The sequence below is a fragment of the Sphingomonas sp. AAP5 genome (assembly GCF_004354345.1).
Classification (GTDB): Bacteria; Pseudomonadota; Alphaproteobacteria; order Sphingomonadales; family Sphingomonadaceae; genus Sphingomonas; species Sphingomonas glacialis.
The window spans coordinates 1,598,866-1,623,453 of sequence record NZ_CP037913.1 but is presented as its reverse complement, the minus strand read 5'-3'; the positions used below and the strand labels follow the sequence as shown (position 1 = coordinate 1,623,453).

General features: G+C 66.3%; 24 protein-coding genes and 2 tRNA genes. 14 read left to right on the top strand and 12 right to left on the bottom strand.

The window, feature by feature from the left end:
* Positions 1 to 41: 41 nt before the first annotated feature.
* From E2E30_RS07380 to E2E30_RS07365, 4 genes are all read left to right on the top strand, one after another.
* Positions 42 to 359, top strand: a complete 318-nt coding sequence (locus tag E2E30_RS07380) for an FYDLN acid domain-containing protein (RefSeq protein ID WP_133191968.1) — start codon at positions 42 to 44, stop codon at positions 357 to 359.
* 130 nt (positions 360 to 489) lie between these two features.
* Positions 490 to 565, top strand: a tRNA-Ala gene (locus tag E2E30_RS07375).
* 183 nt (positions 566 to 748) lie between these two features.
* Positions 749 to 3,094: an FdhF/YdeP family oxidoreductase gene (locus E2E30_RS07370; protein ID WP_133188642.1), complete on the top strand. Its 2,346-nt coding sequence runs from the start codon at positions 749 to 751 to the stop codon at positions 3,092 to 3,094.
* Positions 3,095 to 3,099: 5 nt separating this feature from the next.
* Entirely contained in the window at positions 3,100 to 3,879 is a 780-nt protein-coding gene (locus tag E2E30_RS07365; RefSeq protein WP_133188640.1) for a formate/nitrite transporter family protein, read from the top strand.
* Positions 3,880 to 3,889: 10 nt separating this feature from the next.
* On the opposite strand, the gene E2E30_RS07360 is transcribed toward E2E30_RS07365, so the two are convergent.
* From E2E30_RS07360 to E2E30_RS07340, 5 genes are all read right to left on the bottom strand, one after another.
* Positions 3,890 to 5,050, bottom strand: coding sequence for an L-dopachrome tautomerase-related protein (locus tag E2E30_RS07360; protein WP_133188638.1), 1,161 nt, complete (start codon positions 5,048 to 5,050; stop codon positions 3,890 to 3,892).
* On the bottom strand, positions 5,047 to 5,781 hold the full coding sequence (locus E2E30_RS07355; protein WP_133188636.1) for an SDR family oxidoreductase: 735 nt from the start codon (positions 5,779 to 5,781) through the stop codon (positions 5,047 to 5,049). Before E2E30_RS07355 ends, E2E30_RS07360 begins: the two co-directional genes overlap by 4 nt.
* 105 nt (positions 5,782 to 5,886) lie before the next feature.
* The gene (locus E2E30_RS07350) at positions 5,887 to 6,510 is read right to left on the bottom strand and encodes an alpha/beta hydrolase (RefSeq protein ID WP_133188634.1); all 624 of its coding nucleotides are present in this window, start codon (positions 6,508 to 6,510) and stop codon (positions 5,887 to 5,889) included.
* 239 nt (positions 6,511 to 6,749) lie between these two features.
* Positions 6,750 to 7,214: a Holliday junction resolvase RuvX gene (gene ruvX, locus E2E30_RS07345; RefSeq protein ID WP_133188632.1), complete on the bottom strand. Its 465-nt coding sequence runs from the start codon at positions 7,212 to 7,214 to the stop codon at positions 6,750 to 6,752.
* On the bottom strand, positions 7,211 to 8,311 hold the full coding sequence (locus E2E30_RS07340; protein WP_133188630.1) for a DUF3089 domain-containing protein: 1,101 nt from the start codon (positions 8,309 to 8,311) through the stop codon (positions 7,211 to 7,213). Before E2E30_RS07340 ends, ruvX begins: the two co-directional genes overlap by 4 nt.
* A gap of 135 nt (positions 8,312 to 8,446) precedes the next feature.
* Between E2E30_RS07340 and E2E30_RS07335 the strand changes: the two genes are divergently transcribed.
* The 4 genes from E2E30_RS07335 to gatB all read left to right on the top strand — a co-directional run bounded on the left by E2E30_RS07335 (position 8,447) and on the right by gatB (position 13,715).
* Positions 8,447 to 10,237: a DUF4153 domain-containing protein gene (locus E2E30_RS07335; protein ID WP_133188628.1), complete on the top strand. Its 1,791-nt coding sequence runs from the start codon at positions 8,447 to 8,449 to the stop codon at positions 10,235 to 10,237.
* Between the two features lie 37 nt (positions 10,238 to 10,274).
* Complete coding sequence (gene gatC / locus E2E30_RS07330) at positions 10,275 to 10,577, top strand: Asp-tRNA(Asn)/Glu-tRNA(Gln) amidotransferase subunit GatC (RefSeq protein ID WP_133188626.1); 303 nt, start codon at positions 10,275 to 10,277, stop codon at positions 10,575 to 10,577.
* A 109-nt stretch (positions 10,578 to 10,686) separates the two neighbouring features.
* Positions 10,687 to 12,171, top strand: coding sequence for an Asp-tRNA(Asn)/Glu-tRNA(Gln) amidotransferase subunit GatA (gatA, locus tag E2E30_RS07325; protein ID WP_133188624.1), 1,485 nt, complete (start codon positions 10,687 to 10,689; stop codon positions 12,169 to 12,171).
* 71 nt (positions 12,172 to 12,242) lie between these two features.
* On the top strand, positions 12,243 to 13,715 hold the full coding sequence (gene gatB, locus E2E30_RS07320; RefSeq protein ID WP_133188622.1) for an Asp-tRNA(Asn)/Glu-tRNA(Gln) amidotransferase subunit GatB: 1,473 nt from the start codon (positions 12,243 to 12,245) through the stop codon (positions 13,713 to 13,715).
* Positions 13,716 to 13,760: 45 nt separating this feature from the next.
* Here gatB and E2E30_RS07315 read toward each other — a convergent pair whose 3' ends face one another.
* From E2E30_RS07315 to E2E30_RS20720, 4 genes are all read right to left on the bottom strand, one after another.
* Complete coding sequence (locus tag E2E30_RS07315) at positions 13,761 to 14,411, bottom strand: hypothetical protein (protein WP_133188620.1); 651 nt, start codon at positions 14,409 to 14,411, stop codon at positions 13,761 to 13,763.
* Positions 14,412 to 14,469: 58 nt separating this feature from the next.
* Positions 14,470 to 14,916: a hypothetical protein gene (locus tag E2E30_RS07310; protein WP_133188618.1), complete on the bottom strand. Its 447-nt coding sequence runs from the start codon at positions 14,914 to 14,916 to the stop codon at positions 14,470 to 14,472.
* A gap of 261 nt (positions 14,917 to 15,177) precedes the next feature.
* Positions 15,178 to 15,381: a hypothetical protein gene (locus tag E2E30_RS07305; protein WP_133188616.1), complete on the bottom strand. Its 204-nt coding sequence runs from the start codon at positions 15,379 to 15,381 to the stop codon at positions 15,178 to 15,180.
* A complete protein-coding gene (locus tag E2E30_RS20720; RefSeq protein ID WP_165954473.1) occupies positions 15,378 to 15,554 on the bottom strand; it encodes a hypothetical protein in 177 nt (58 codons plus the stop codon). Before E2E30_RS20720 ends, E2E30_RS07305 begins: the two co-directional genes overlap by 4 nt.
* Before the next feature lie 133 nt (positions 15,555 to 15,687).
* Between E2E30_RS20720 and E2E30_RS07300 the strand changes: the two genes are divergently transcribed.
* The 6 genes from E2E30_RS07300 (at position 15,688) to E2E30_RS07275 (ending at position 21,523) form a co-directional block, all read left to right on the top strand.
* Positions 15,688 to 15,772, top strand: a tRNA-Leu gene (locus E2E30_RS07300).
* A gap of 75 nt (positions 15,773 to 15,847) precedes the next feature.
* On the top strand, positions 15,848 to 17,491 hold the full coding sequence (gene tig / locus E2E30_RS07295) for a trigger factor (RefSeq protein WP_133188614.1): 1,644 nt from the start codon (positions 15,848 to 15,850) through the stop codon (positions 17,489 to 17,491).
* A gap of 216 nt (positions 17,492 to 17,707) precedes the next feature.
* Positions 17,708 to 18,661: a glycosyltransferase family 2 protein gene (locus tag E2E30_RS07290; RefSeq protein WP_133188612.1), complete on the top strand. Its 954-nt coding sequence runs from the start codon at positions 17,708 to 17,710 to the stop codon at positions 18,659 to 18,661.
* A gap of 62 nt (positions 18,662 to 18,723) precedes the next feature.
* Positions 18,724 to 19,398: an ATP-dependent Clp protease proteolytic subunit gene (locus tag E2E30_RS07285; protein ID WP_133188610.1), complete on the top strand. Its 675-nt coding sequence runs from the start codon at positions 18,724 to 18,726 to the stop codon at positions 19,396 to 19,398.
* A gap of 154 nt (positions 19,399 to 19,552) precedes the next feature.
* On the top strand, positions 19,553 to 20,821 hold the full coding sequence (gene clpX, locus E2E30_RS07280; protein ID WP_010186846.1) for an ATP-dependent Clp protease ATP-binding subunit ClpX: 1,269 nt from the start codon (positions 19,553 to 19,555) through the stop codon (positions 20,819 to 20,821).
* A gap of 57 nt (positions 20,822 to 20,878) precedes the next feature.
* Positions 20,879 to 21,523, top strand: a complete 645-nt coding sequence (locus E2E30_RS07275; RefSeq protein WP_133188608.1) for a GNAT family N-acetyltransferase — start codon at positions 20,879 to 20,881, stop codon at positions 21,521 to 21,523.
* Here the strand turns inward: E2E30_RS07275 and E2E30_RS07270 are convergent.
* From E2E30_RS07270 to E2E30_RS07260, 3 genes are read right to left on the bottom strand one after another with little or no spacing between them, the layout of a single operon-like run.
* The gene (locus E2E30_RS07270; protein WP_133188606.1) at positions 21,518 to 22,120 is read right to left on the bottom strand and encodes a methyltransferase family protein; all 603 of its coding nucleotides are present in this window, start codon (positions 22,118 to 22,120) and stop codon (positions 21,518 to 21,520) included. The two genes, E2E30_RS07275 and E2E30_RS07270, sit on opposite strands and share 6 nt — an antisense overlap.
* A gap of 51 nt (positions 22,121 to 22,171) precedes the next feature.
* On the bottom strand, positions 22,172 to 23,899 hold the full coding sequence (locus tag E2E30_RS07265) for a M1 family metallopeptidase (protein WP_133188604.1): 1,728 nt from the start codon (positions 23,897 to 23,899) through the stop codon (positions 22,172 to 22,174).
* Complete coding sequence (locus E2E30_RS07260; protein WP_133188602.1) at positions 23,896 to 24,564, bottom strand: hypothetical protein; 669 nt, start codon at positions 24,562 to 24,564, stop codon at positions 23,896 to 23,898. Before E2E30_RS07260 ends, E2E30_RS07265 begins: the two co-directional genes overlap by 4 nt.
* Between the last annotated feature and the right edge of the window lie 24 nt (positions 24,565 to 24,588).

Genomic DNA, 24,588 nt, shown 5'->3' with positions numbered 1-24,588 from the left:
GCCGCGAGGCCTGCCGGCTCAACAAAAAGGTCTATCGGCATATGATCCAGCCGGAATGGGGCACGAAGCGTACGTGCCCGAAATGCGCCACCCGTTTCTATGACCTCGGCAAGGACGATCCCGTCACCTGCATCAATTGCGGTGCGCATTGGGAGCCCGAGCCGATCCTCAAGTCGAAGCAGCCGCTGCCGTTCGAGCAGGCCAAGCCCGAGCTGGTCAAGAAGGACGACGATCTCGCCGGCGACGACGAGGATATCGACACCGGTGAAGACGAGGAGCCCTCGCCCGACGACGAGGTCGATCTCGGCGGCGACGACGATCTCGGCGTGGAAGCGCCGCAGAGCGAAGACGAGCATTGATCCACAGCTAATTGATGTTTTTTCTGGCAAGCGACACTCAGACCGCTTGCCAAGGGCGCGTCGCCTCGGTAGGGGCGACGCCTTCCCGCAAAGAGGTCCCGGTTTCGGGTCTCTCTTTCCAGAATACGATGGGGCCGTAGCTCAGCTGGGAGAGCGTTCGCATGGCATGCGAAAGGTCAGGGGTTCGATCCCCCTCGGCTCCACCATTCTTCCACAAGCGATCGATGTTTCTCGCTTGATGGCGGTGGGCCCGACCCCCGTCTCAAAAACTTTCAATCTATCGTAGCGTTCGTCGCAACTGCGCTTCTCGTCGCGATGTCGGTGCGTTAGGCGCGACGGTGTCGTGGCCCGCTCCTCGTGCGGGCCTGTCGAAGTGTGGAGTTCCGAGTATGCGTCGTAAGCGTCCCGAAGGGATCAAGGATTATACCGGCCCGGCGGGCGGCTGGGGGGCGCTCAAGGCGGTCGCGGTCTCGCTCAAGGCGCAGCAGATCGTGTCGCAGGGCGCGCAGACGCTGCTCAAGTCGAACCAGCCCGACGGCTTCGATTGCCCGAGCTGCGCCTGGCCCGACCCGAAGCACTCCTCCTCCTTCGAATTCTGCGAGAATGGCGCTAAGGCAGTCGCCTGGGAATCGACCGCCAAGCGGATCGGCGGCGATTTCTTCGCGCAGCATTCGGTCTCCGAGCTGTGGGAAAAGACCGATCACTGGATCGAGGATCAGGGCCGCGTCACCGAGCCGCTGCGCTACAATCCGGCGACCGACCATTATGAAGTCGTCGGCTGGGACGAGGCGCTCGCCGAGATCGGTGCGGGTCTGGCCGCGCTCGAGGATCCCAACCAGGCCGAATTCTACACTTCGGGGCGCTGCTCGAACGAAGCCGCGTTCCTCTACCAGCTGTTCGCGCGGCTGTACGGCACCAACAATTTCCCCGATTGCTCGAACATGTGCCACGAAGCGACTTCGGTCGGCCTCCCCAAATCGATCGGCATCGGCAAGGGCACCGTCAGCCTCGAAGATTTCGACCATGCCGACCTGATCCTCTCGATCGGCCACAATCCCGGCACCAACCATCCGCGGATGATGGCGACGCTGCGCGACGTGGCGCGGCGCGGTGGCAAGATCATCGTGTTCAACCCGCTCAAGGAGCGCTCGCTCGAACGCTTCGAATCGCCGCAATCGGTGGTCGAAATGGCGACCTTGTCGGCGACGCCGATCGCGACGAGCTATTTGCAGGTCAAGGTCGGCGGCGATGCCGCGGCGCTGAAGGGCATCGCAAAGGCCTTGGTGGCGCTCGACACGCCAGAGACGCCGGTGCTCGACCATGCCTTCATCGCCGAGCATACGGCAGGCCTCGAGGCGTTCCGCGCCGATCTCGATGCGACCGACTGGGCCGCTATCGAGCGATCGAGCGGCCTCGCGCGCGCCGATCTCGAAGCGGTCGCGCAGATCTATGCGCAGTCGAAGGCGACGATCTGCTGCTACGGCATGGGCATCACGCAGCACCGCACGGGGACGAGCAACGTCCAGCAAATCGCCAACCTGCTGCTGCTGCGCGGCAACATGGGGCGGCCTGGCGCGGGCATCTGTCCCTTGCGCGGCCACAGCAACGTCCAGGGCGACCGGACCGTCGGCATCACCGAACGGCCGAGCGCGGCGCTGCTCGACAAGATCCAGGACGTATTCGGCTTCGATCCGCCGCGCGCCGATGGGCATTCGGTGGTCGAAAGCATCGCTGCGATGCGCGACGGGACGGCCAAGGCGATCGTCTGCCTCGGCGGCAACCTCGCGATCGCGTCGTCGGATCCGCAGGCCTGCGCGCAAGGCTTCCGCAACATGGATCTGGCGGTCCACATTACCACCAAGCTCAACCGCACGCATTTGCTGATGGCCAAGGCGAGCTATGTCCTGCCGTGCCTCGGGCGGACCGAGCGCGATACGCAGGAGGGTGGCCCGCAAGCCGTGACGGTCGAGGATTCGATGTCGATGGTCCATGCCTCGCGCGGCTTCCTGATGCCACCGGGCGAGAACGTTCGTTCCGAACCGTGGATCGTCGCGGGGATCGCCAAGGCGACGCTCGGCGGCAAGGGCGCGATCGATTGGGACGGCTATGTCGCCAATTACGACCGTATCCGCGACAAGATCGAGGCGGTGTTCCCGGCGTTCAAGGACTACAACACGCGCATCCGCGCGCCAGGCGGCTTCCACTTGCCCAATTCGGCGGCCGAGCGTGTCTGGAACACCGATACGGGCAAGGCCAATTTCATCGTCGCCACGGGCGTCGAGGAAGACGAGACGACGCGTGATCCAAGCGTCCTGCGGCTGACGACGCTGCGCTCACACGATCAGTACAACACCACGATCTATGCCCTCGACGATCGCTATCGCGGCGTGTTCGGGCGGCGCGACGTGCTGTTTCTGAACGCCAAGGAGATCGCGCGGCTCGGCTTTGTGGAAGGCGATGTCGTCGACGTGACGACCGCGCTCGCGTTCAAGCGCGACGACCGGATCGTCCAGGGGCTGATGCTCGTCGAGCATGCGCTGCCCGATGGGTGCTGCGCGTCCTATTACCCCGAGACACAGCCGCTGATCGCGCTCGAGGACCATGATCCGCAAAGCCTGACCCCGTCGTACAAGTCGGTGCCGGTCCAGATCCGCAGCGCGGGAACCAAGAACGCGGCGGACCGTATCGTTGCGCGGGCGGGCGTTGCTGGCCGCAAAATCTCTGTGAAAGCGTAAAATCCATGTATGCACCGACGGTAACCGGCTTCGCTGATCGCGCCGCCGCCGAAGCCGCTTCGATCCGCCGCTCGCCGCTGGGCTTCTTCGTCGGCGCGATGCTGGCGGGGGCCTATATCGGCATCGCGATGATCCTCGCCCTCAGCACCGCCGACGCCTTGCCGGCCGGCGTGCGCCCATTGGTGATGGGGGCGACCTTCGGGCTCGGGCTGATCCTCACCGTGTTCGCCGGGGGGGAGCTGTTCACCGGCTATGTGATGTATCTCGGCTTCGGGTTGATGCGGCGCAGCGTCAGTGTCGCGGATGCCGCCCTGCTGATCGTCGTGGTGTGGATCGGCAATCTGGCGGGCGCGCTGTTGCTTTCGGCGATCTTCATCGCGGGCGGCGGCGGCTTGGTGTTCGCCAATGCCGCGACGATGTTCAACGCCTATGCCGCGCACAAGGTCGAGGCCGATGCGACGGCGTTGATCGCGCGGGCGGTGCTGTGCAACTGGCTGGTCTGCCTCGCGATCTGGACCGCGGCACGCGTAACCGGCGATGCCGCGAAAAGCCTCGTCATGGCGTGGGTGCTGCTCGCCTTCGTCGCCGCCGGGTTCGAGCATTCGGTCGCCAACATGACCGCGCTGACGCTCGGCCTGTTCTCGCCGGGCGAGACGATCACGCTGGCGCAAGTGTTGCGCAACCTGGCGTTCGTAACGCTCGGGAACGGGATCGGCGGGCTGCTGTTCGTTGTCGGCGCCTATGGCCTTGCGGCGAAAACCGACGCGCCGATGGCGCGCCAGTAATCGCGCAGCGTCAGGCCGGCCCGGCGTCGATCTTGATCCGCAGCAGCTCGTAGGGTTTGCGCCGCAGATCCTTGCCCTTGTGGAAGCCGGGCTGGCGGTGGAGTTGGTTGGCGGTGAAGTACAAATAGCCGTCGGTGCCGATCGACAGCGTGTCGGGCCACAGGATCCGGCGGTCCTGCGCGATCGTCTCCCACTTTCCATCGGCGAGCCGGCGGATCGCATTATGCTCATAGTCACCGCCATAGATGCGGCCGCGCGAATCGACCGCCAGACCGTCGGAGGCGCCCTTGAGCCCGAGATCGCACACGGCGGCCGAGAGCTTTGCCGGGTCGACGACGGGATCGCGCAGCAAGGCGGTCGGGACGGCGTAGAGGTGGCGGCTCGACAGCGGTGAATAATAGAGCGTCGCGCCATCGGGCGAGAGCGCGATGCCGTCGGCGGCGACCTTCCATGGCTTTGCCGGACCATCGGCGGGGCGCGTCATCACCGGCTTGCCTTCGACGACGGGCGCGAAGGCGGGGTCGGGCATCGTCGTCGCATCCCCCGACAGCCGGCGGACGGCGGCACCGCTCGCCAGATCGACGACGATGATCGCGCCGGGGCCGGTCACCGAACTGTCGGTGATATAAGCGACGCCCGCGATCCCCTGGCGCAGATCGAAGCGCACGTCGTTGAGGTAGGTCGTCGGCAGCACGACGTCGGGGCCGAGTACGATCGTCTGCACCACGCGGTTGCGCGCGAGATCGACCGCGACGAGCTTTGCACCGCCTGCGATCGGCGCCGCGAAATTGGGGGCGGCGGTGTCGAGGATCCACAAGCGGTTCGCGCTGTCGGCGACGACGCTTTGCACGCTGATCAGCGTTTCGCCCGGGCGCGCGGAGTCGGCCTGGTTGATCGCCTGGTCGGGATAAGCGGTGACGACACCGTTCTTGAGTTCGCCGACGGTGAAGCGCGGATTGTCGCCCCACTGCGGATAGTTGACGAAGATCCGGCCGTTCGCCGCGACGGTGACGCCCGTCGGCATCGCATCGCCGAAGGTCGCGATGCGTTCGACCGGCGACGGGGATGGCGACGGGGACGGGCGCCGCGCCAAGGCGCCGATGGCCGCGGTCGCGACGAGCGTGATCGCGCTGGCGCGTAGCGCGGTGCGGAGCAGGGAACGGCGCGTCATGGCGCGACCTGCTTGACCGGGCGGACGAGGATTTCCTCGACCAGCACCCGCGGCGGCTGCGCGAAGGCGTAGACCAGCGCCTGCGCGATATCCTCCGCTTGCAGCGCGTCGAGCGATTCGCGGCGCTCGCGCATCGTTTCCTCGGGGACGTTGTGGCCCCATTCGGTCCACACCGCGCCGGGTTCGATCAGCGAGACGCGAATGCCCGCATTGCCGACTTCCTTGCGCAGCGCATCGGCAAAGCCGACCACCGCGAACTTGGTGGCGTTGTAGACCGACCAGCCGGCGATCCCGTACCGCCCGCCGACGCTCGACACGATCGAGACCATCGCGCCCGCGCGGCCGTGCATCAGCGGCAAGGCGGCGTGGGTGCAGTTGAGCACGCCATAGAGATTGGCGTCGATCTGCGTTTTCCAGTCGTCGGGATTGCTGTCGGCGAACGCGCCGTTGACGCCCATGCCGGCATTGTTGAACAGCAAGTCGATCCCGCCGAAGCGCGTCTTGACCGCGGCGACCATCGCCTGGACCGCCGCCAGATCGGCGACGTCGGTTTCGATCGCCATCGCGCTCTCGCCGATCTCTGCGGCGATCGCGTCGATCCGGTCCTTGCGCCGCGCGACGAGCACGACGTGGGCGCCTTCCTTGGCGAGCAGGCGCGCGGTCGCTTCGCCGATCCCGCTCGAGGCGCCGGTGATGACCGCGACCTTCCCGGTCAGATCCTGCATGTCCATCGCGTCACTCCTTCGCGCCATGGCCGCGGCGGCCAGCGTGTCGGTGTAACACGCCGGCGCTGTGGAAGTTGCGCGAGGGACGGCGTCGGAACGCCGCGAACAGCGTCAATCAGACTTGATGGTGGTGTGATCGGAAGGACTAAGCTGCATCGCGATCGGGCATGGTCCCGATGGCTGTATCGCGGCCGCGCGGTTGATCTCGAAGCGATCGCGGTGGCCGAGCAGCATCGTCTCGATCGCGGTAAAGCGCGCGTTACGGTTGCTTGCCTGTCCCGGTGCGGCGGCATCGGTCGCGACGAAGCGGCTTCCCCACGCGTCGGCGAGGGCAAGCGCTTGCTCGACCTGGAACGACGGATCGCTGATGACGATCGAGGGAAAGGGCAGGCGGCAGGCGGGGCCGTTCTGCATCGCCGCTGCGGCCGCAATCTGATCGAACCCGACGTGCAATGGCGTGTGGAACAGCGCCCCGCTGATCGCCCGCAAATAGCTGCGCGGCGAAAGCTGTGCCCACCACGCCACCGCGCGACAGGCGATGCCATCCGCCAGGATGACGACGGGGGCCTCGTGCCGCGCGAAAACGGCGTCGAGGTGGAGCGCCCAGCGTCCATTGTGGAATTTCGAGAGATCGAGCTCGATCCGTGCGGGCAACGCCGGCGCGGCCGAATCGCCTTTCGCCGTCACTACGATCGGGACGGGACGCTCGGTCGGCGACTCGAATGCAAGCGTCATGACGGCTCTCCTCTTGCAGAAGCGCAGTCCGGTGCGACGATCTCAGCGCGCCGACTCGGAACACGCCCCCCGGCACGCGAGGGTATGCGCATCGCCTAAACCGGCAAGAGCGGAAGCGCTGGAAGGCGTCTGGAAAGCGCCCAGCCGAGCGACGAGCGGTGCACCCGGATCTAGCGGCATTGCACGACCGGATAGCCAGCGGGGATCGCGTCGACTGGGCCGCGGACGGGCTGGCGTGGTTAGATCGCGACGAGCGCGTCGATCGCGCCTTGCAGGATGTACGCAGCGGCCATCTTGTCGACGAGCTCGGCACGCTTGGCGCGGCTGGCGTCCTGCTCGATCAGCGTGCGCGTAACCGCGACGGTCGACCAGCGCTCGTCCTGCAGGAAGATCGGCAGGTCGAGATCGGCCATGTTGCGCGCGAACGCCCGGCTCGACTGGCTGCGCGGGCTCTCGCTGCCGTCGTTCAGATTGAGCGGCAGGCCGATGACGATCCCCTTGACCTGCTGCGCAGCGATCAGCTCGGCGAGCGCGAGCTTGTCCTTCTGGAACTTGGTGCGGCGGATCAGCAACGCTGGCGAGGCGAAGCTCCACCCGGCGTCGCACAAGGCGGTGCCGATCGTCTTGGTGCCGACGTCGAGCCCGATCAGCCGACCACCAGCGGGAAGCGCGCCACGGAATTCGGTGCGATCGGTCGTGATCATTTCGCGAAGACCGCCAGCCGTCGTGCCGCATCGGCGCGGACGTTCGCCCAGAACAGGCTGTAGTCGTAGACGTGGTAGTTGTTGCCCGGCAGCACGTAACCGCCGAGCTTGGGCGGATCGCCGATCAGCAGGAGCCCGCGCGAATCGCAGCGCGCCGGAACCTGGCCCACGACGATCGTCGCGCTCGAGAGATCGGCCGAGGGGACGAGCGTGCCGAGATTGGCGGTCGCGGGCGCGGTCGCATCGGGGGTGCCCGTCAGCGGATTGGTACAGATCATCGGCGTGCCGCGGCGCGGCGTGCCATCGCTGCCGCGGCTGGCGTTGTAGGTGTCGAGCACCAGCGACGGCTCGGCGGGTTCGGCGAAGCTCTCCCACGACTGGATGCAGCCGGCCTGATCGGCGCTGCGGCATTCGGGCAGGCCGAGCTTTGGCAGGTCGACGCTGCGCGACACCGGCCAGCCGACGACATAGGCCGCGACGATCCGCTTCTGCAGCGGCGTGCCCGCGATCTTCTCGCGCAACAGCCGTAGCAGGTGCAGCGCGCCCTGGCTGTGGCCGGCGAGGATGATCGGCCGGTCGCCCGCTTGCGCCACGAACGCGTCGAATGCCGCCGCGACGTCACCATAAGCGAGGTCGAGCGCCTTGGCGGCATTATCCTGCGTCGTGAGGAACGCGCCGAAGGTCGCCTGGCGATAGCGCGGCGCCCAGATCGCGCCGACCGCGTTGAACGCGCTGGCCTGGCCGCGCAGGAACAGCTCGGCGCGGGCATTGGCCTCGGCATCGTCGAGCGGCGCGTTCCAGCGCGAACGGTTGAGGAACGAGGTCGGGTGGATGAAGAACACCGCCGCGCGCGTGTCCTTGGCGGGCGTGTAGCCGGGCGGAAGCCATAGCGCCGGATTGCCCGGCTTGTCGGGGCGCGCGAGCCACATCTCGGCACGGCGGTACGCAGCGGCGGGCTGGCGCGGCTCGGCGATGAAGGCGGCGCGCGGGATCATCGCCAGCTTGATCAGCTCGGTGCCCCAGATCGCATAGGCAAACGCACCCGCGATCACGATCACGATCAGCACGGTGAAGATGTAGAGAAACTTGCGCGCCAAACCGGTCGACCTCCCACGGCATGGCGCGGCGGTGCCCATGCAAGCGTGCTGCGGTTTTCCGTGCCGCAGGATCGCCGCGCTTGCAATCGCCTTGGTGCTGGCGTTGGTGTGGGCACGGCGCGGGAGAGCGATGCGATGAACGAAAGTCCGGGATTCGAAGGCGATACCCACAGCTGGCCGTTGCGCCCGATGCTGCTCGCCGTGGTCGGCGCGCTCGCCGCGCTCGCGGTGCAGCAGCTACTCGACCGCGGCCCCCACTTTCCCGTGATCGACCCGGCGGCGTGGCGAATCGCGCTGACCACCGCGATCGGTACGGGGGCGGTGACCTTCGGCTTCGCGTTCGAGCGGCGGCGCTGGTGGTGGGCGGCGGCCTTCGGGGTCGGCATCGGCGCGGTCGCCGGGCTGATCGTCTATTGGAACGGTGGCGGCTGGGGCGCGTGGTACAGTTGGCGCGGCGCGAGCCTGTTCATCGCGATCGCGATCGCCGTGCCGCTGTTCCAGACCGCGCGCGATCATGCTGCGGTGCGCTTTCCCTATGCCGACGTGCATGGCGACGCATGGACCAACGTCGTGCTGTGGTGTGCCTGCTGGCTGTTCACTGGCGTCGCATTCGCGCTGGCATGGCTGCTCGCCGCGCTGTTCGACTTGATCGGCGTGCATGTGCTGCGCGATCTGCTGCGCCACGAATGGTTTACCGCGCTGTTGGCGGGCGCGAGCTTTGGCGGATCGCTCGGGTTGCTGCGCGAGCGCGACGACGTGCTGAGGCTGCTCCAGCGCGTGGTGACCGCGGTGCTCGCGGTGCTTGCGCCAGTGCTCGGCGCGGGGCTGCTGGTGTTCCTGCTCGCGCTGCCCTTCACCGGGCTCGACGCACTGTGGGAGGCGACCAAGTCGACCACGCCGATCCTGCTCAGCTGCGTGATCGGCGCGCTGATCCTCGCCAATGCGGTGGTCGGCAATGGCGCGGGCGAGGAAGCGACCCATCCGGTGCTGCGCTTCGGCGCGATCGCGCTGGCGCTTGCAGTGCTGCCGCTGGCGGTGATCGCGGCGATCGCGACGGGATTGCGGATCGCGCAATATGGCCTGACGCCCGACCGGCTGTGGGCAGCCGTGTTCGTGGGGTTTGCGAACCTTTACGGCGTTGCCTATCTCGTCGCGGTGCTGCGCGGGCGGTTGGCGTGGAGCCGCTATGTGCGGCCGAGCAATTTGCGGATCGCGTTCTTCGTCGCCGGTGTCGGGCTGCTGCTCGCCACGCCGCTGGCGAGCTTCAACGCGCTCGCGACGCTCGACCAGGTCGCGCGGCTCGAATCGGGGCGGGTTGCGCCCGCGAAGTTCGACTGGGCGGCGCTGGCGTTCGATTTCGGTGATCCCGGCAAGGCGGCGCTGCGGCGGCTCGCCCGCTCGGCGATCCCGGGTATCGCGGCGCGCGCGAAGCAAGTCGCGACCAAGACCAACCGCTGGGACGTGGCGAGCGTCGACCGCGCACAGGCCGACGCCGATGTGCTCGTCAAACGGCTGCGCGTGATGCCCGTGGCGGTGGCCGTGCCATTCGCACTGCGCAAGGTGTTGACCGACTGGCAGGGCTGCAGCACCGATGTCAAAGACCGCTGCACCTTGCTCTATGCTCCGGGTGCCGACGAAGCAGTTGCGATCTCTAGGTTTTGCGTCGATCAGCTAACGACGCCGCCGAAGGTCGAGACCTCTGGCCGCGATCCTGCATTCGCATTCCAGTCGGCGTGCGGCCCCACACGCTATCGGCGCACCGGCGAGAGCTGGACGCGGCTCGACACAAATATGCGCGCGCCGCTGAGTACGCCCGAGCGCGTCGCGCTCAAGGCGGGCGATGCCGCGGGCAAGGTCGAGATCCGCGCCGTGCCCGCGCGCCGGGTGTTCGTCGGGGGCGTTCCGCTCGGCGATCCGTTCGAATAGGTTGCGCTAGGCTCGGGCGCTCTGCTAGCCGCAAGCCATGCCAGTCACCATCGCCACCGTCAGCAAGATCGCGAGCCTCGCCCGCATCTCCATCACCGAGGAAGATGCCGTGCGCATCGCGCCCGAGCTCGAAAACATCATGGGTTGGATCGAGCAATTAAGCGAGGTCGACACGGCCGGCGTCGCGCCGATGACCGCGGTGATCCCCAACCACCTCCGGCTGCGCGACGACGTCGTCAACGCCGACCCGCTGACCGGCGGCGGCATCCGCGATGCCGTGCTGGCCAATGCTCCCCAGGCCGAGCACGGCTTCTTCACCGTGCCCAAGGTGATCGAATGATCCGCGCCATCGTCGCCCCGGCGCAGGCCGGGGCCGCCGCGTTCGTCGCGAGCGGCCTGCACCACAACGAAGCGGCCCCGGACTATGCCGGGGCGACGGGAATGACCGTATGACTGACCTCACCGATCTCGGCGTAGCCGCCATCCGCGACGGCGTCCGCGCCGGCACCTTCTCCGCGCGCGAAGTCGCCGAAGGGTTCATCGCCAACGTGTCGAAGGCCAAGGCGCTCAATGCGTTCCTGGTCGAAACGCCCGACCACGCGCTCGCCGCCGCCGATGCCGCCGATACGGCGCGCGCTGCGGGCGAGACGCTCAAGCCGCTCGCCGGCGTGCCGATCGGGATGAAGGACCTGTTCTGCACCAAGGGGGTGCCGACCACCGCGGCGAGCTTGATCCTCGAAGGCTTCGTGCCGCCGTACGAATCGACGGTGTCGGCCAATCTGTGGGATGCTGGCGCGGGCATGCTCGGCAAGCTCAACATGGACCAGTTCGCGATGGGCTCGTCGAACGAGACCAGCGCTTTCGGCAACGTCATCTCGCCGTGGCGGCGGAGCGACGGCGGCAATGCGCCGCTTGCGCCCGGCGGGTCGTCGGGTGGTTCGTCGACGGCGGTCGCGGCGCGGCTGTGCCCGGCGGCGACCGGCACCGACACCGGCGGCTCGATCCGCCAGCCTGCCGCCTTCACCGGCATCAGCGGTATCAAGCCGACCTATGGCCGCTGCTCGCGCTGGGGGACGATCGCGTTCGCCTCGTCGCTCGACCAGGCTGGGCCGATGGCGCGCGACGTGCGCGACTGCGCGATCCTGCTCGAGGCGATGAGCGGCTTCGACGCGAAGGACGCGACCTCGCTCGATCTGCCGGTGCCCGCGTGGGAAGCCGGATTGTCGGGTGATCTCAAGGGCAAGCGGATCGGTATTCCCACGGAATATCGCGTCGACAATATGCCCGCCGAGATCGATGCGCTGTGGCAGCAGGGGATCGACTGGTTGAAGGACGCCGGCGCGGAGATCGTCGAGGTCTCGCTCCCGCACACCAAATATGCGCTGCCGGCTTATTACATCATCGCGCCGGCGGAGGCTTCGTCCAATCTCGCGCGCTATGACGGCGTGCGTTACGGCCTGCGCGATCTGCCCGAGGGGGCAGGGCTGCAGGATATGTACGCCGCGACGCGTGCCGACGGGTTCGGCGACGAGGTCAAGCGCCGTATCATGATCGGGACGTATGTCCTGTCGGCAGGGTTTTACGACGCGTACTTCACACAGGCATCGAAGGTCCGCACGCTGATCGCGCGCGATTTCGAACAGGCCTGGGCGAAGTGCGACCTGCTGCTCACCCCGACGGCGCCGTCCTCGGCGTTCGCGCTGGGCGAGAAGTCGGCCGATCCGATCGCGATGTATTTGAACGACGTCTTCACCGTGCCGTCCTCGCTGGCGGGTTTGCCGGCGATGTCGGTGCCGGGTGGCCTCGACGGCGCCGGACTGCCGCTCGGCCTGCAGATCATCGGCAAGCCGCTCGACGAGCAAGGCGTGCTCAATGCCGGGCTCGCGCTCGAGCAGCGCGCCGGGTTCATCGCACGCGCTGAGGCGTGGTGGTGATCGCGCTCTCCTTCACTTCGGGCAAAGAAGGGCAGGGCGTCGACACGCTCAGCTCGAACGGAATTTAGGTCATGACTGACACCAAATACACGATCCGCGGCGAAACCGGCGACTGGGAGGTCGTGGTCGGCCTCGAAGTCCATGCGCAGGTGACCTCGAACGCCAAGCTCTTCTCGGGCGCGGCGACCGCGTTCGGCGCCGAGCCCAACACGCAGGTGTCGCTGGTCGACGCCGCGATGCCCGGCATGCTGCCCGTTCCCAACCGCGAGTGCATCCGCCAGGCGGTCCGCACCGGAATGGCGATCGACGCGCAGATCAACCGCTGGTCGCGCTTCGACCGCAAGAACTATTTCTACGCCGATCTGCCGCAGGGCTATCAGATCAGCCAGCTCTACCACCCGATCGTCGGCGAGGGCGCGATCGACATCAGCCTCGACGACAAGAACCCCGACGCTGCGGGCAAGCGCATCGGCGTCGAGCGGATCCATGTCGAGCAGGATGCGGGCAAGCTGATGCACGACCAGCATCCGACGCGCTCCTACGTCGACCTCAACCGCTCGGGCGTTGCGTTGATGGAGATCGTGTCGAAGCCCGATATGGCTTCTCCTGCCGAAGCAGGGGCTTATCTCCGCAAGCTCAGATCGATCCTGCGCTACGTCGGGTCGTGCGACGGCAACATGGAAGAGGGCTCGATGCGCGCCGACGTCAATGTCAGCGTGCGGAAGGCCGGTGACGAGCTCGGCACGCGCACCGAGACCAAGAACGTCAATTCGGTCCGCTTCGTGATGGCGGTGGTCGAGCAGGAGGCCAAGCGCCAGATCGACGTGCTCGAAAGCGGCGGCCGGATCGTCCAGGAAACGCGGCTCTACGATCCCGATCGCAACGAGACGCGCTCGATGCGCTCGAAGGAAGACGCGCACGATTATCGCTACTTCCCCGATCCCGATCTGCTCCCGCTCGAGCTCGACGACGCGTTCCTCGAAGAATGCCGCGCGTCGCTGCCCGAGCTGCCCGACACCAAGCGCCGCCGCTACGAGGCGCTCGGCATCACGCCTTACGCCGCTGCGGTGATGACCGCCGAGGTCGAGGCGGCGCGCTGGTTCGATGCGTTGCTCGACACGGGCGTGGCGCCGGTTGCTGCGGCGAACTGGACGACGTCCGAGCTGTTCGGCGCGCTTAACCGCACCGGCCGGGACATCGAGAATTCGCCCGTCAGCCCCGATCAGGCCGCCGAACTGCTCGGCCTGATCGCCGATGGCACGCTGTCGGGGACGCTCGCCAAGCAGGTGTTCGAGATCATGCTCGAGACCGGGCAGGGCGCTGCCGAAATCGTCGAGGAGCGCGGGCTCAAGCAGACCAGCGACACCGGCGAGATCGAGCGCGTCATCGCCGAGGTGATGGCGGCGAACGAAGACAAGGTCGCCGATTATCGTGGCGGCAAGGACAAGCTGTTCGGCTTCTTCGTCGGCCAGACGATGAAGGCGATGGGCGGCAAGGCCAATCCCGGCGTCGTCAACGACGTGTTGAAGAAAATGCTGGGGTAAAGAAACGCGGGCGCCCGGCCAACCGGGCGCCCTGACTGCGGGTAGTCAGCCTTTCTTTGCGGTCATCGCCTTGCGCGCGTTGTTGGCATATTCCTCGAAATTCTTGTCGAACACCGAAACCAGCTCATTGAGCGCGGCAGTCGCGTCCTCGCCTTCCTTGGCGGGAAATAGCTTCAAGCCATTGCCACCCCATGCTTTATATTCGTAATCGATCGTCTGGTCGTTGCCGAAGTCGCGCAGCATGAACAGCGTGCGCAGCGACCGGCCGTAGATCGCCGCCTTCTGATAGAAGACATCGGCGACGATCAGCTCGGAATAGCAGGCCGCGGTCGAATCCGACCGACGCGTCTTGACCTTGTTCATCGTCTTGCGCTCGAGCGGTGTTTCGTGGCGCACGATGACGGTGCCGGGCTGACGGTTGAGCAGATCGGTCAATTTGAGCGACTGCAGCGCGTCGAGCTGCGACGGACTATCGAGCGCGCTTGCCATCTGGGCTTTGTTGCTAGCGTCCTTCCCGCTGTGGAGTGCGGCATCGAGCAGACCGCCGCCGAGCAATCCGGTCGTCATCGAGTTCATCCGTTCGGCCGGCCAGATGTGAAGTTCGCACGGCGCTGCCTGAGCGCTGCCGATGCCTCCGATCGCACAGGCGACTGTAGAGAAAGCGGCTCCCAGGACGCGATGGACTGCGTTGGTCATTATAGTCTCCCCCTTTGGTTTCGGCCCCTTTCCCAGGGGTCGTCATGGACGGCCTTATTTAATGTGACGCTTTGGTCTTTGATGGCTTTGCCAAGGCGCTTGCGAAAAGCGCGACATCGCGGGTGAAGGCCGCGCGCAGTTCGGCGGCGGCGGCGACCATGTCGGTTGCGGGCGTCGGCGGAAGCAAAGTCAGTCTGGTCTTGGTCCAGGTGCTGAAGACCCGACGTGGTGCGGGCTCGGTCGTGAAGTCGCGGTAGCGGAAAAGGATCTTGAGGTAACTCCCGTCGACGATGTCTTGCTGGAAGAAGACACTGTCGACGATAAATTCCGCATAACAGGGCGCCGACGAAGGCGCGATGCGCGCGACGCTTGTCCGCATGATGCGACTCGACAACGCCTCCTCGTGGACGATTGTCTGATACTTTGCCAAGTTAAGTTGATCGCGCAAAGCAGCACTTCGCAGCAGTTCGACCTGATTGGCGGTGTCGATGGGTTCGACCGCCAAGGTAGGATATCCGTCTCGCCCGGTGACTGCACCGTTGACGATGCCTCCGTGGAACACGCCACTGTAAACAGAATTAAGGCCCGCGCCTGGCCAGATATGGAGTTCGCAGGCTCCATCCGATGACGACGACTGTGCAGCGGCGGGAAAGCACGCGATAAAAGCGGCTGCAAGACCTATCGAAACCTTGAATACCACCGTATCCCCCCGGACATGTCCGGGGGGAATTAGACGGATATTCAGACCGTTGCAACGGGAGCTGATTTACTGCGCGTCGTCGTCCTGGTTTTTCACCACGCCGCCGGTTCCGCCGACGCCGTCTTCCATGCCCGGAGACGTAAAGGCATCGGGCTCGCGCCCGCCTTCGCCGCGCTCGACCGCGTCCTTGCGCGCTTCGACTGCTTGTTCGATGTCGCTGCGGGTATCGTTGTCGTTCTCGGGCAGGCTGTCGGGGTGCGGGTCGCTCATGCGAAGTCTCCCGTCATGCCGGTGTCGGTCGGCGCGATCGGCGCACCGCCGGGGTCGCCGGCGGGATCGGGCACGACCACGTCGGGCGTCGGGCTCGGCAGCTCGGTCGGCATCGAATCGGGCTGGCCGGGTTCGCTCGGGATCGGCAGTTCGGTTGGGGGCGTGCTGGCCATAACGTCTCTCCTCTTACGCTGCATCAACGCGCCATCATCCTAGCGGTTGCGTGGCGATGCGGCATCGGGTGTTTGCCCGCTTGCCCCCGGGCGCATGGCTGGTATAGACGCCCCCCACACCGGCGGTGTCCTTGCGGGCGTGGCGGAACTGGTAGACGCAGCAGGTTTAGGTCCTGCCATCGAAAGATGTGGGGGTTCGAGTCCCTTCGCCCGCACCAGTCTCTCATGCGTTTGTGCATGGGGACTGCGACACACTATCCCTGAACTCCTTATCCATTGGCGTGAGATCTGAAATGCAGACTGTCGAGACGTTGAACGAAGGCCTCAAGCGCGCCTACACGCTGACGATCACCGCGAAGGATATCGACTCGCGTGTCGATGCCGAACTGAAGCGCGTCGCGCCGACGGTGAAGATGCCCGGCTTCCGCCCCGGCAAGGTGCCCGCGAACCTGGTGCGCAAGATGCACGGCGACGCGCTGATGCAGGACGCGCTCAACAGCTCGATCCAGCAGGGTATCCAGGAGCTGATCGCCGAGCAGAAGCTGCGCCCCGCGCTGCAGCCTTCGGTCGAGCTCGCCGACGGTTTCAAGCTCGGTGACGATGCGCAGATCACCGTCACGCTCGAAGTGCTCCCCGACGTGCCGACCCCGGCGATCGACGCGCTCAAGCTCGAGCGCCTCACCGTTCCTGCCGACGACGCGACGGTCCAGGCACAGCTCCAGAAGTTCGCTGACCAGCAGAAGAAGTGGGACGACGCGGCCGAGGGCCATGAAGCGCAGATGGGCGACCTGGTCGTCATGGACTTCGTCGGCAAGGTCGGAGACGTGGCGTTCGAGGGCGGCACCGGCAGCGACATGTCGGTCGAGCTCGGCACCGGTCGTCTGATCCCCGGCTTCGAGGAGCAGGTCGTCGGCGTCAAGGTCGGCGACGAGCGCCAGATCACGGTGACCTTCCCCGAGGATTATCAGGCCAAGGAACTCGCCGGCAAGCCCGCGACCTTCGACCTCAGCATCACCGCGGTGAAGACCGCCGGCGAGAGCGTGATCGACGACAGCCTCGCGACCTCGCTCGGGCTCGAGAGCCTCGAGCAGCTCACCGGTCTCCTGAAGGGCCAGATCGAGCAGGAACTCAACGGCCTCACGCGCACCCACATGAAGCGCAAGCTGCTCGATCAGCTCGCCGAGGGTCACGATTTCGAAGTGCCGCCGTCGATGGTCGAAGCCGAATTCGACCAGATCTGGCAGCAGCTCCAGCACGAAGCGACGCACGAGGAAGATCCCGCGGCAGCACTCGCCGAGATGGAGTCCGAGCGCGACGATTACCGCAAGATCGCCGAGCGCCGCGTGCGCCTTGGCCTCCTCCTGTCGGAAATCGGCCAGGCCAATGGCGTCGAAGTCAGCCAGCAGGAAATGAACCGCCTGATCGCGCAGGCCGCGCAGAACTATAACAACGAAGACCGCCAGCGCTTCCTGCAGTACATCCAGCAGGAGCCGATGGCGGCAGCGCAGCTGCGCGCGCCGCTGTACGAGGACAAGGTCGTCGACTTCCTGTTCGAGAAGGCCGAGATTTCGGACCGCGAAGTGACGCGCGAAGAGCTCGAAGCGGCGATCGAGAGCGAAGAAGGCTTCTCGAGCGGCACGCACACCCACGATCACGACAACCACAAGCCCAAGGCAAAGAAGGCGGCTGCTAAGAAGGCGAAGCCCGCTGCCGACGACGCCAAGGAAATGGAAGCGGCTGACGTCGAGCCGGCAGCCGCTGGCGACGATCTTGTCGAAGCCGAGCCGGTGAAGAAGGCCGCGACCAAAAAGGCGCCCGCCAAGAAGGCCGCCGCTGCTGCCGACGCTGAGGCCGAGGCTGTTCCGGCTGAGGAGGCTGCTGCCCCCGTAAAGAAGCCGGCTGCCAAGAAGAAGGCTGCTGCCGACAAGGCCGAATAAGGCGCACACCCGCCCGCTCGACTCCATCATCCGTCACCCCGGCCCTGTGCCGGGGTCCACCTCGCCCCGGACGATACGTCGAGCGGCATGGTGGACCCCGGCACGAGACCGGGGTGACGGCGTTGTAAGGTCTGGGCCGGCGGCGGCAAACGCAGACGCCACGCCGCACACCACAAAACAGTCGAACCCGTCACGATAACGCCCTAAGGCTCGGCCATGACATCCCGTATCGCCGTCCTGCTGCCGTGCTACAACGAGAGCACCGCCATCGCGCAGACCGTTGCGGCGTTCCGCGCCGCGCTCCCCGATGCGACCATCTACGTCTATGACAATAACAGCCGTGACGACACCGTCGCCGTGGCGCGCGCGGCGGGCGCCGTCGTTCGCACCGAGCGGATGCAGGGCAAGGGCAACGTCGTCCGCCGCATGTTCGCCGATGTCGATGCCGACATCTACGTCATGGCCGATGGCGACGCGACCTATGACGCGACCGCCGCGCCGGCGCTCGTCGCGCGGCTGCTCGACGAGCAACTCGACATGGTGGTGGGCAGCCGCGTGACGCAGGTCACCGCCGCGTATCGCCGCGGGCATGTGCTCGGCAACAAGGCGATGACGGGGATGCTCGCGCAGCTCTTCGGGCGCAGTTTCACCGATATCTTCTCGGGGTACCGCGTCTTCTCGCGGCGCTTCGTCAAGAGCTTCCCGGTGCTGTCGGCCGGGTTCGAGATCGAGACGGAAATCAGCGTCCATGCGCTCGAACTCAAGATGCCGACGGGCGAGATCGAGACCGCCTATTTCGCGCGGCCCGAAGGGTCCGAATCAAAGCTCAGCACGTATCGCGACGGCTTCCGCATCGCGCGCACGATCGTCACGCTCTACCGGATCGAGCGGCCGCTGCTGTTCTTCGGCGCGATCGCCGCCCTGCTGTCGCTCGCCGTGCTCGCGCTCGGGATCCCGCTGATCGTGACCTATATGCACACGCATCTTGTGCCGCGGCTGCCGACTGCGGTGCTGGTCGTCGGGCTCGCGATCCTCGCCGCGCTCAACGTCTTTACCGGGTTGATCCTCGACACGGTGGTCCGCGGCCGGCGCGAAGTGCGGCGGCTCGCTTACCTCAGCCACCGCGCTCCCGGTGGCGATGACCGTCGCTCGGACGCCGTCGGGGCTTGAACTCGTTTCGTGCAGCGCCGATGTATGCGGTTCTAGGGGCATAAAGGACTAAAAGGCTCATCATGCGCAATCCGTTCGACACCGGCGACTTTCTGGCCCCCATCAATGACGGCCTCGTTCCGATCGTCATCGAGCAATCCAACCGCGGCGAGCGCAGCTTCGACATTTATTCGCGACTGCTGCGCGAACGCATCATTTTCGTGACCGGCGGCGTCGAGGACCATATGGCCTCGGTCATCTCGGCACAGCTGCTCTTCCTGGAGTCGGAGAACCCCAAGAAGGACATCTTCATGTACATCAACTCGCCGGGCGGCGTCGTCACGGCGGGCATGGCGATCCATGACACCATGCAGTACATCCGTCCGCGCGTCGGCACGGTCTGCATGGGCCAGGCCGCCTCGATGGGCTCGTTCCTGCTCGCCGCCGGTGAGCCGGGCATGCGTGTCGCGCTGACCAATGCGCGGATCATGATCCATCAGCCTTCGGGTGGTGCGCAGGGCATGGCGTCGGACATCCAGATCCAGGCCAAGGAAATCCAGCGCATCAAGAACCGGATGAATGCGCTCTACGCGCAGTATACCGGCAAGCCGCTCGAGGAGATCGAGCGCGCGATGGATCGTGACACGTTCCTCGAAGCGCACGAAGCCAAGGATTTCGGCCTGGTCGACCAGGTGTTCGACAAGCGTCCGGCACTGCCCGACGATTCGAGCACGCCGCCTGCGCTGACCTCGGCGTAAGCTTGCCGGTTAAGGTTCTGTTGGGCACCGGGGCGTCATACGTACGTCCCGGTGCAGACATCACCGGGTATTTTGGTGATTGTCGGATTGCGCGAGGACGGTCTAGGATACACGTTCCGCATATGCGCGCCTGGTGGCGCCAAGGATGGTTAGAATGACGAAGCTCAGCGGCGGCGATTCGAAGAGCACGCTTTATTGCTCCTTCTGCGGCAAGTCGCAGCATGAAGTCCGCAAGCTCATTGCCGGACCGACGGTTTTCATCTGCGATGAATGCGTCGAACTGTGCAACGACATCATCCGCGAGGAGACCAAGTCGGCGCTCGTCTCGAAGAAGGATGGCGGCGTGCCCACGCCGCAGGAAATCTGCGACGTGCTCGACGATTATGTGATCGGCCAGAAGCGCGCGAAGCGCGTGCTTTCGGTGGCGGTGCACAACCATTACAAGCGCCTCAACCACGGCCAGAAGGGCGCCGATGTCGAGCTCGCAAAGTCGAACATCCTGCTCGTCGGGCCGACCGGCTGCGGCAAGACGCTGCTTGCGCAGACGCTCGCGCGCATCCTCGACGTGCCCTTCACGATGGCCGATGCGACGACGCTGACCGAAGCCGGTTACGTCGGCGAGGACGTCGAGAACATCATCCTCAAGCTGCTCCAGGCGTCCGACTACAATGTCGAGCGGGCGCAGCGCGGGATCGTCTATATCGATGAAATCGACAAGATCAGCCGCAAGGCCGAAAACCCGTCGATCACGCGCGACGTCAGTGGCGAGGGCGTCCAGCAGGCGCTGCTCAAGCTGATGGAAGGTACGACGGCGTCGGTGCCGCCGCAGGGCGGGCGGAAGCATCCGCAGCAGGAGTTCCTGCAGGTCGACACGACCAACATCCTTTTCATCTGCGGCGGCGCGTTCAGCGGCCTCGAGAAGATCATCGGCGATCGTCTGCAGGGCAAGTCGATCGGCTTTGGTGCCTATGTCGCCAGCCCTGAGGAACGCCGCACCGGCGAGACGCTCAAGGCAGTCGAGCCCGAGGATTTGCTGAAGTTCGGCCTGATCCCCGAATTCGTCGGCCGTCTGCCGGTCATCGCGACTTTGGAAGATCTCGACGTGCCTGCGCTGGTGACGATCCTGACCGAGCCGAAGAACGCGCTGGTCAAGCAGTATCAGAAGCTGTTCGACATGGAGGCGGTCAAGCTCGGCTTCACCGACGAGGCGCTCGTCTCGGTCGCGAAGAAGGCGATCGACCGCAAGACCGGCGCGCGCGGTCTGCGCTCGATCCTCGAGGGCATCCTGCTCGACACGATGTTCGACCTGCCCGGTATGGACAGCGTCGAGGAAGTGATGATCGACAAGGACGTGATCGAGGGCCGCAAGGAGCCGATCCGCGTCTACGGCAAGAAGGAAAAGGCCGGCGCCGGCGCGGCCTAATCTGGTCAGCCCCTGTCCCCTTCGCGGGGCAGGGCGCTGCGTGCGCGGAGGCGTCCGATGACGCCTTCGCACGGTTCGGTCGTGCGTCCCGACCGGAACGCTGACCCTGTCGCGGGTGTCCGGGTTGCCGGCACCGCCGATCGTGACCGTATCGTCGCGCTGCTCGCGCGCGCTTTCGCCGATGATCCGGCGATGGCCTATATCTTTCCCGATCCTGCTGACCGTGCGCTCCGGCTGCCGCGGCTGTTTGGCGTGCTGTTCGATTCCGACGCGTCCAGCGGCATCCGGCTGGTGACCGCTGGCGGCGAGGCGGCCACGCTGTGGCGTGGACCGGGGCAAACGTCTGACAGCATGCTCACGATGTTGCTCCACGCCTGGCCGCTGTGGCGCGCTCTCGGCGGATCGATCGGCCGTGCGCTGGCGGTGTCGAACGCGATCTCGGCGCATTTCCCGCGCGAGGCCGTGTGGTATCTTCACCTCGCGGGTTGCGATCCCGCGGCACAGGGCCGGGGCTTCGGCGCGGCCGCGGTGCGCGGCGGTCTCGATCGCCTCCTCGGGAGCGGGCTCCCGGCCTATCTCGAAACCGCAACCGAGCGGAACCTCGCTTTCTACCGCGCGCTCGGCTTCGAGATCACCGCCGAATGGATCGTGCCCAAGGGAGGCCCGCGCTTTTGGTCGATGCTGCGCCCAGCCAGTTCATAGGACGCCCGGCACGAAGCGTTTGACCCGCGCGGCATAGGCGTCGAACGCGGGCCCGAACGCTGCGCGCAGCACCACCTCTTCGTGCCGCACGCGCATCCATGTGCCGAGCGCGAAGAGCGGGATGCCGACGACAAGGCTCGCGGTGTGACCATAAGCGATCGCCATCGCGACCATCACGAACGCCAGCGAGACGTAGATCGGGTTGCGGATCAGCGCGAACGGACCCGTTTCGACCAATTGCCCGTCGTCGCGCGTCCGTGCGACCAGCGCCCAGTTCCGCCCCATCGCGCGCGACGCCCAATCGAACAGCCACGCCGCGGCGAGCATCAGCGCGAGCACGACGCCCGCCTCGATCAGCGCCTTGGCCGAAAGCGGATCGAGCGCGATGCGGATCCGACCGAGCCCGGCGCTGCCGATCCCCAAGCCCTGCACGACGATCCACAGGATCGAGGCGTTGCGGCGTCCTGAATCGGGGCTGGCCGGGGCGCTCCGGCCACGCGCGCGCGCGAGCAGCAGCGCCGTCAGTCCCGCGAGTATGCCGATCGCAAACGCCGCGAGTCCGGGAAGCCCGACCGAGTCCAACGGGATGAAATTCATGGCGAAGCCCCTTGCAACAGCGCTGTAGTATTCAGCTATGACACCGCGGTGTCAACTGGAGGGTTCGGCGGCCTTTGCCGCTGCGTCGCGCCACGCTTGATAGTCCTCGATCGCGGTCGATCGGCGCAGCAGCTTGGCGTTCGGATCGATCACGAGATGCGCCCCGCGCGGGACCGCGATGCTACCAAAGCCGCCCGCCATCGCAAGCTGCACGATCCGCCCGCCGATCTGCACATCGACCGGCATCGGGAACACCCCGCCGCCCGGCGCCTGCCAATGCAATGTCAGCCGGGTCGCGCTGCGTGTCTCGATCAATTCTGGCAACGCCGCCTGGCGCAGATAGACGTCGAAGAACCAGCGATAGTCCTTGCCCGTCACGCGCCGGACGATCCGCTCATAGTCGGCGGTCGACGCGTAGCGCGGCGTGAAATTACCCGGCTGAGGGTCGAGCCGGCCGTACACGATCAGCCGCGTCACATCGCGAAACGCGCGGTCGCCGATCAGGGTACGCAGGCTGTGGAGCATCCACGAGCCCTTGTAATAGATGTCCTGGCCGGGGCCGCCCTTGCTGATCTCGTACACCTCTTCCTCGGTGCGGATCTTGCCGGAGATGACGGGGCGGAGGTTGGCGATCTTGTTACGCTGTTCGGAGATCATCGTCGCATAGCGCGCCTCGCCCTCGCGCCAGCGGCCGTAGAGCGGCTGCATGTAGCTGCCATAGCCTTCGTGCAGCCAGTAATCGTCCCAATTGGCGGCGGTCAGCTGATTGCCGAAGAATTCGTGCGCGAATTCGTGCTGGAACAGCCAGTCGAAGCCTTCGGGCGCCTTGGCATAGCCGTTGCCGTAAGCGTTGATCGTCTGGTGCTCCATGCCCTTGTACGGCGTCTCGACCACGCCGAGCTTCTCGTCGCCGAACGGGTAGGGGCCGACTTCGCTCTCGAAGAAATCGAGCGTCGGCGCGAATTCGGCGAACAGCGCCTTTGCTTTGGCCTCTTCGCCGGGGAGATACCAATAGGCCATCGGGATCGTGTTGCCGTAGCGGCTCTTGTAGCTGCCCGAAATCTCCTCGAACGGCCCGACCGTCAGCGCGATGCCATAGGTGTTGGGGTGCTTGACGCGCCAGTTCCATGTCGTGCGCCCATCGGCGAGCGTGTCGACGCCGAGCAGCACGCCGTTCGACGGCGCCTTGAGCCCCTTCGGCACGGTGATGTGGAGCGTGACGAGGCCCGGCTCGCCGGTCGGGAAATCGAGGCACGGCCAGAACAGGTCGCACCCGGCGCCCTCTGCGGTGGTGCCGAACCACGGCGCGCCGCTCGGCGTCTTCGCCCAGACGACGCCGGGGTCCCACGGTGCATTGACCGCGACGTGCGGCGTGCCGCCATAGGTCAGCTTGGCGGTGACGTGCCCACCCGCCGCGACCATGCGTGGCAGCGTGATGACGAGTTGGCCCTCAGGATTGCGCCAGGCCGATGGCGCAAGCGGTGTGCCGTCGACCGATACCGCATCGACGGGCAGATTGCGGTCGAGATCGAGCACAAGCCGGGCGAGCGGCGCCTTGGCGGTGAAGCGCAGCGTCGCGACGCCGCGTAGCGTCTCGGTCTCGGGCAGCACTTCGAACGCGAGGTCGGCGGCGTCGAAGCCGAGCTTGGCTTGCTCGGCATCGATCGGCCCGCCCGATTTCTGCGTCTGTGCGGTCAGCGGCGGCTCGCCCTTGGTCGGCAGGGCGGCGGCGGTCAGCGCGAGGCAGCTCGACAGGAGCGCGATACGAACAGGGATCATGCGGGGCTCAGTTCCACGGAGAAATCGGTGATCGTCAGGCGCAGCGACGGGCGGCCGTCCTGGAGCATCGTCGTGACGCGCGGGAAGCGGACGCCTTGCGCGTTCACGCTGCCGGCAAAGCTGAAATGCTGGCGGATCGCGGGGGCGCCGGGTTCGGGTGCCGTCAGCACATAATCGGCCGCGGCAATCCGTCCGTCGCGATCGAGCGTCAGTGCGATCGGCGGATAGCCGTCGCGCGCGGCGTTGAGCCGGTTATAGCCCGCGGTGGAAACGAAGGCCGGGGCAAGCAGCAGATAGGCGAACGCGCCGAGCCGCTGGCGTTCGAAGCGTGCCTGCGCGGCGGCGAGCGTCGTCTGCGCGCCGTCCTGCACCAGAAAGGCGGTGTCGCGCTCGATCATCACGGTCCGCGCGGCGCTGCGCGTTTCGCTGACGAGCCAGCTGTCCGACCGCGACCGTGCAAACGGCTCGATCCGGCATTCGACGTGCAAGTCGACCGGGGTCTTGCCGAGCATCATCCGTGCCATGCCGCTCCACGTCAGCACGCGGACGCGCGCCAGCCGGTCGCGCCCGCCCGCAGCGATCATCGCGCGGGCAACCGCGTCGCCACCACGCCCCGCAGCACCGATCGCCTGCGGCAGCGCCGCGATCGCGATCGTTCCGCCCAAAATCGCACGACGATTGATGGATCG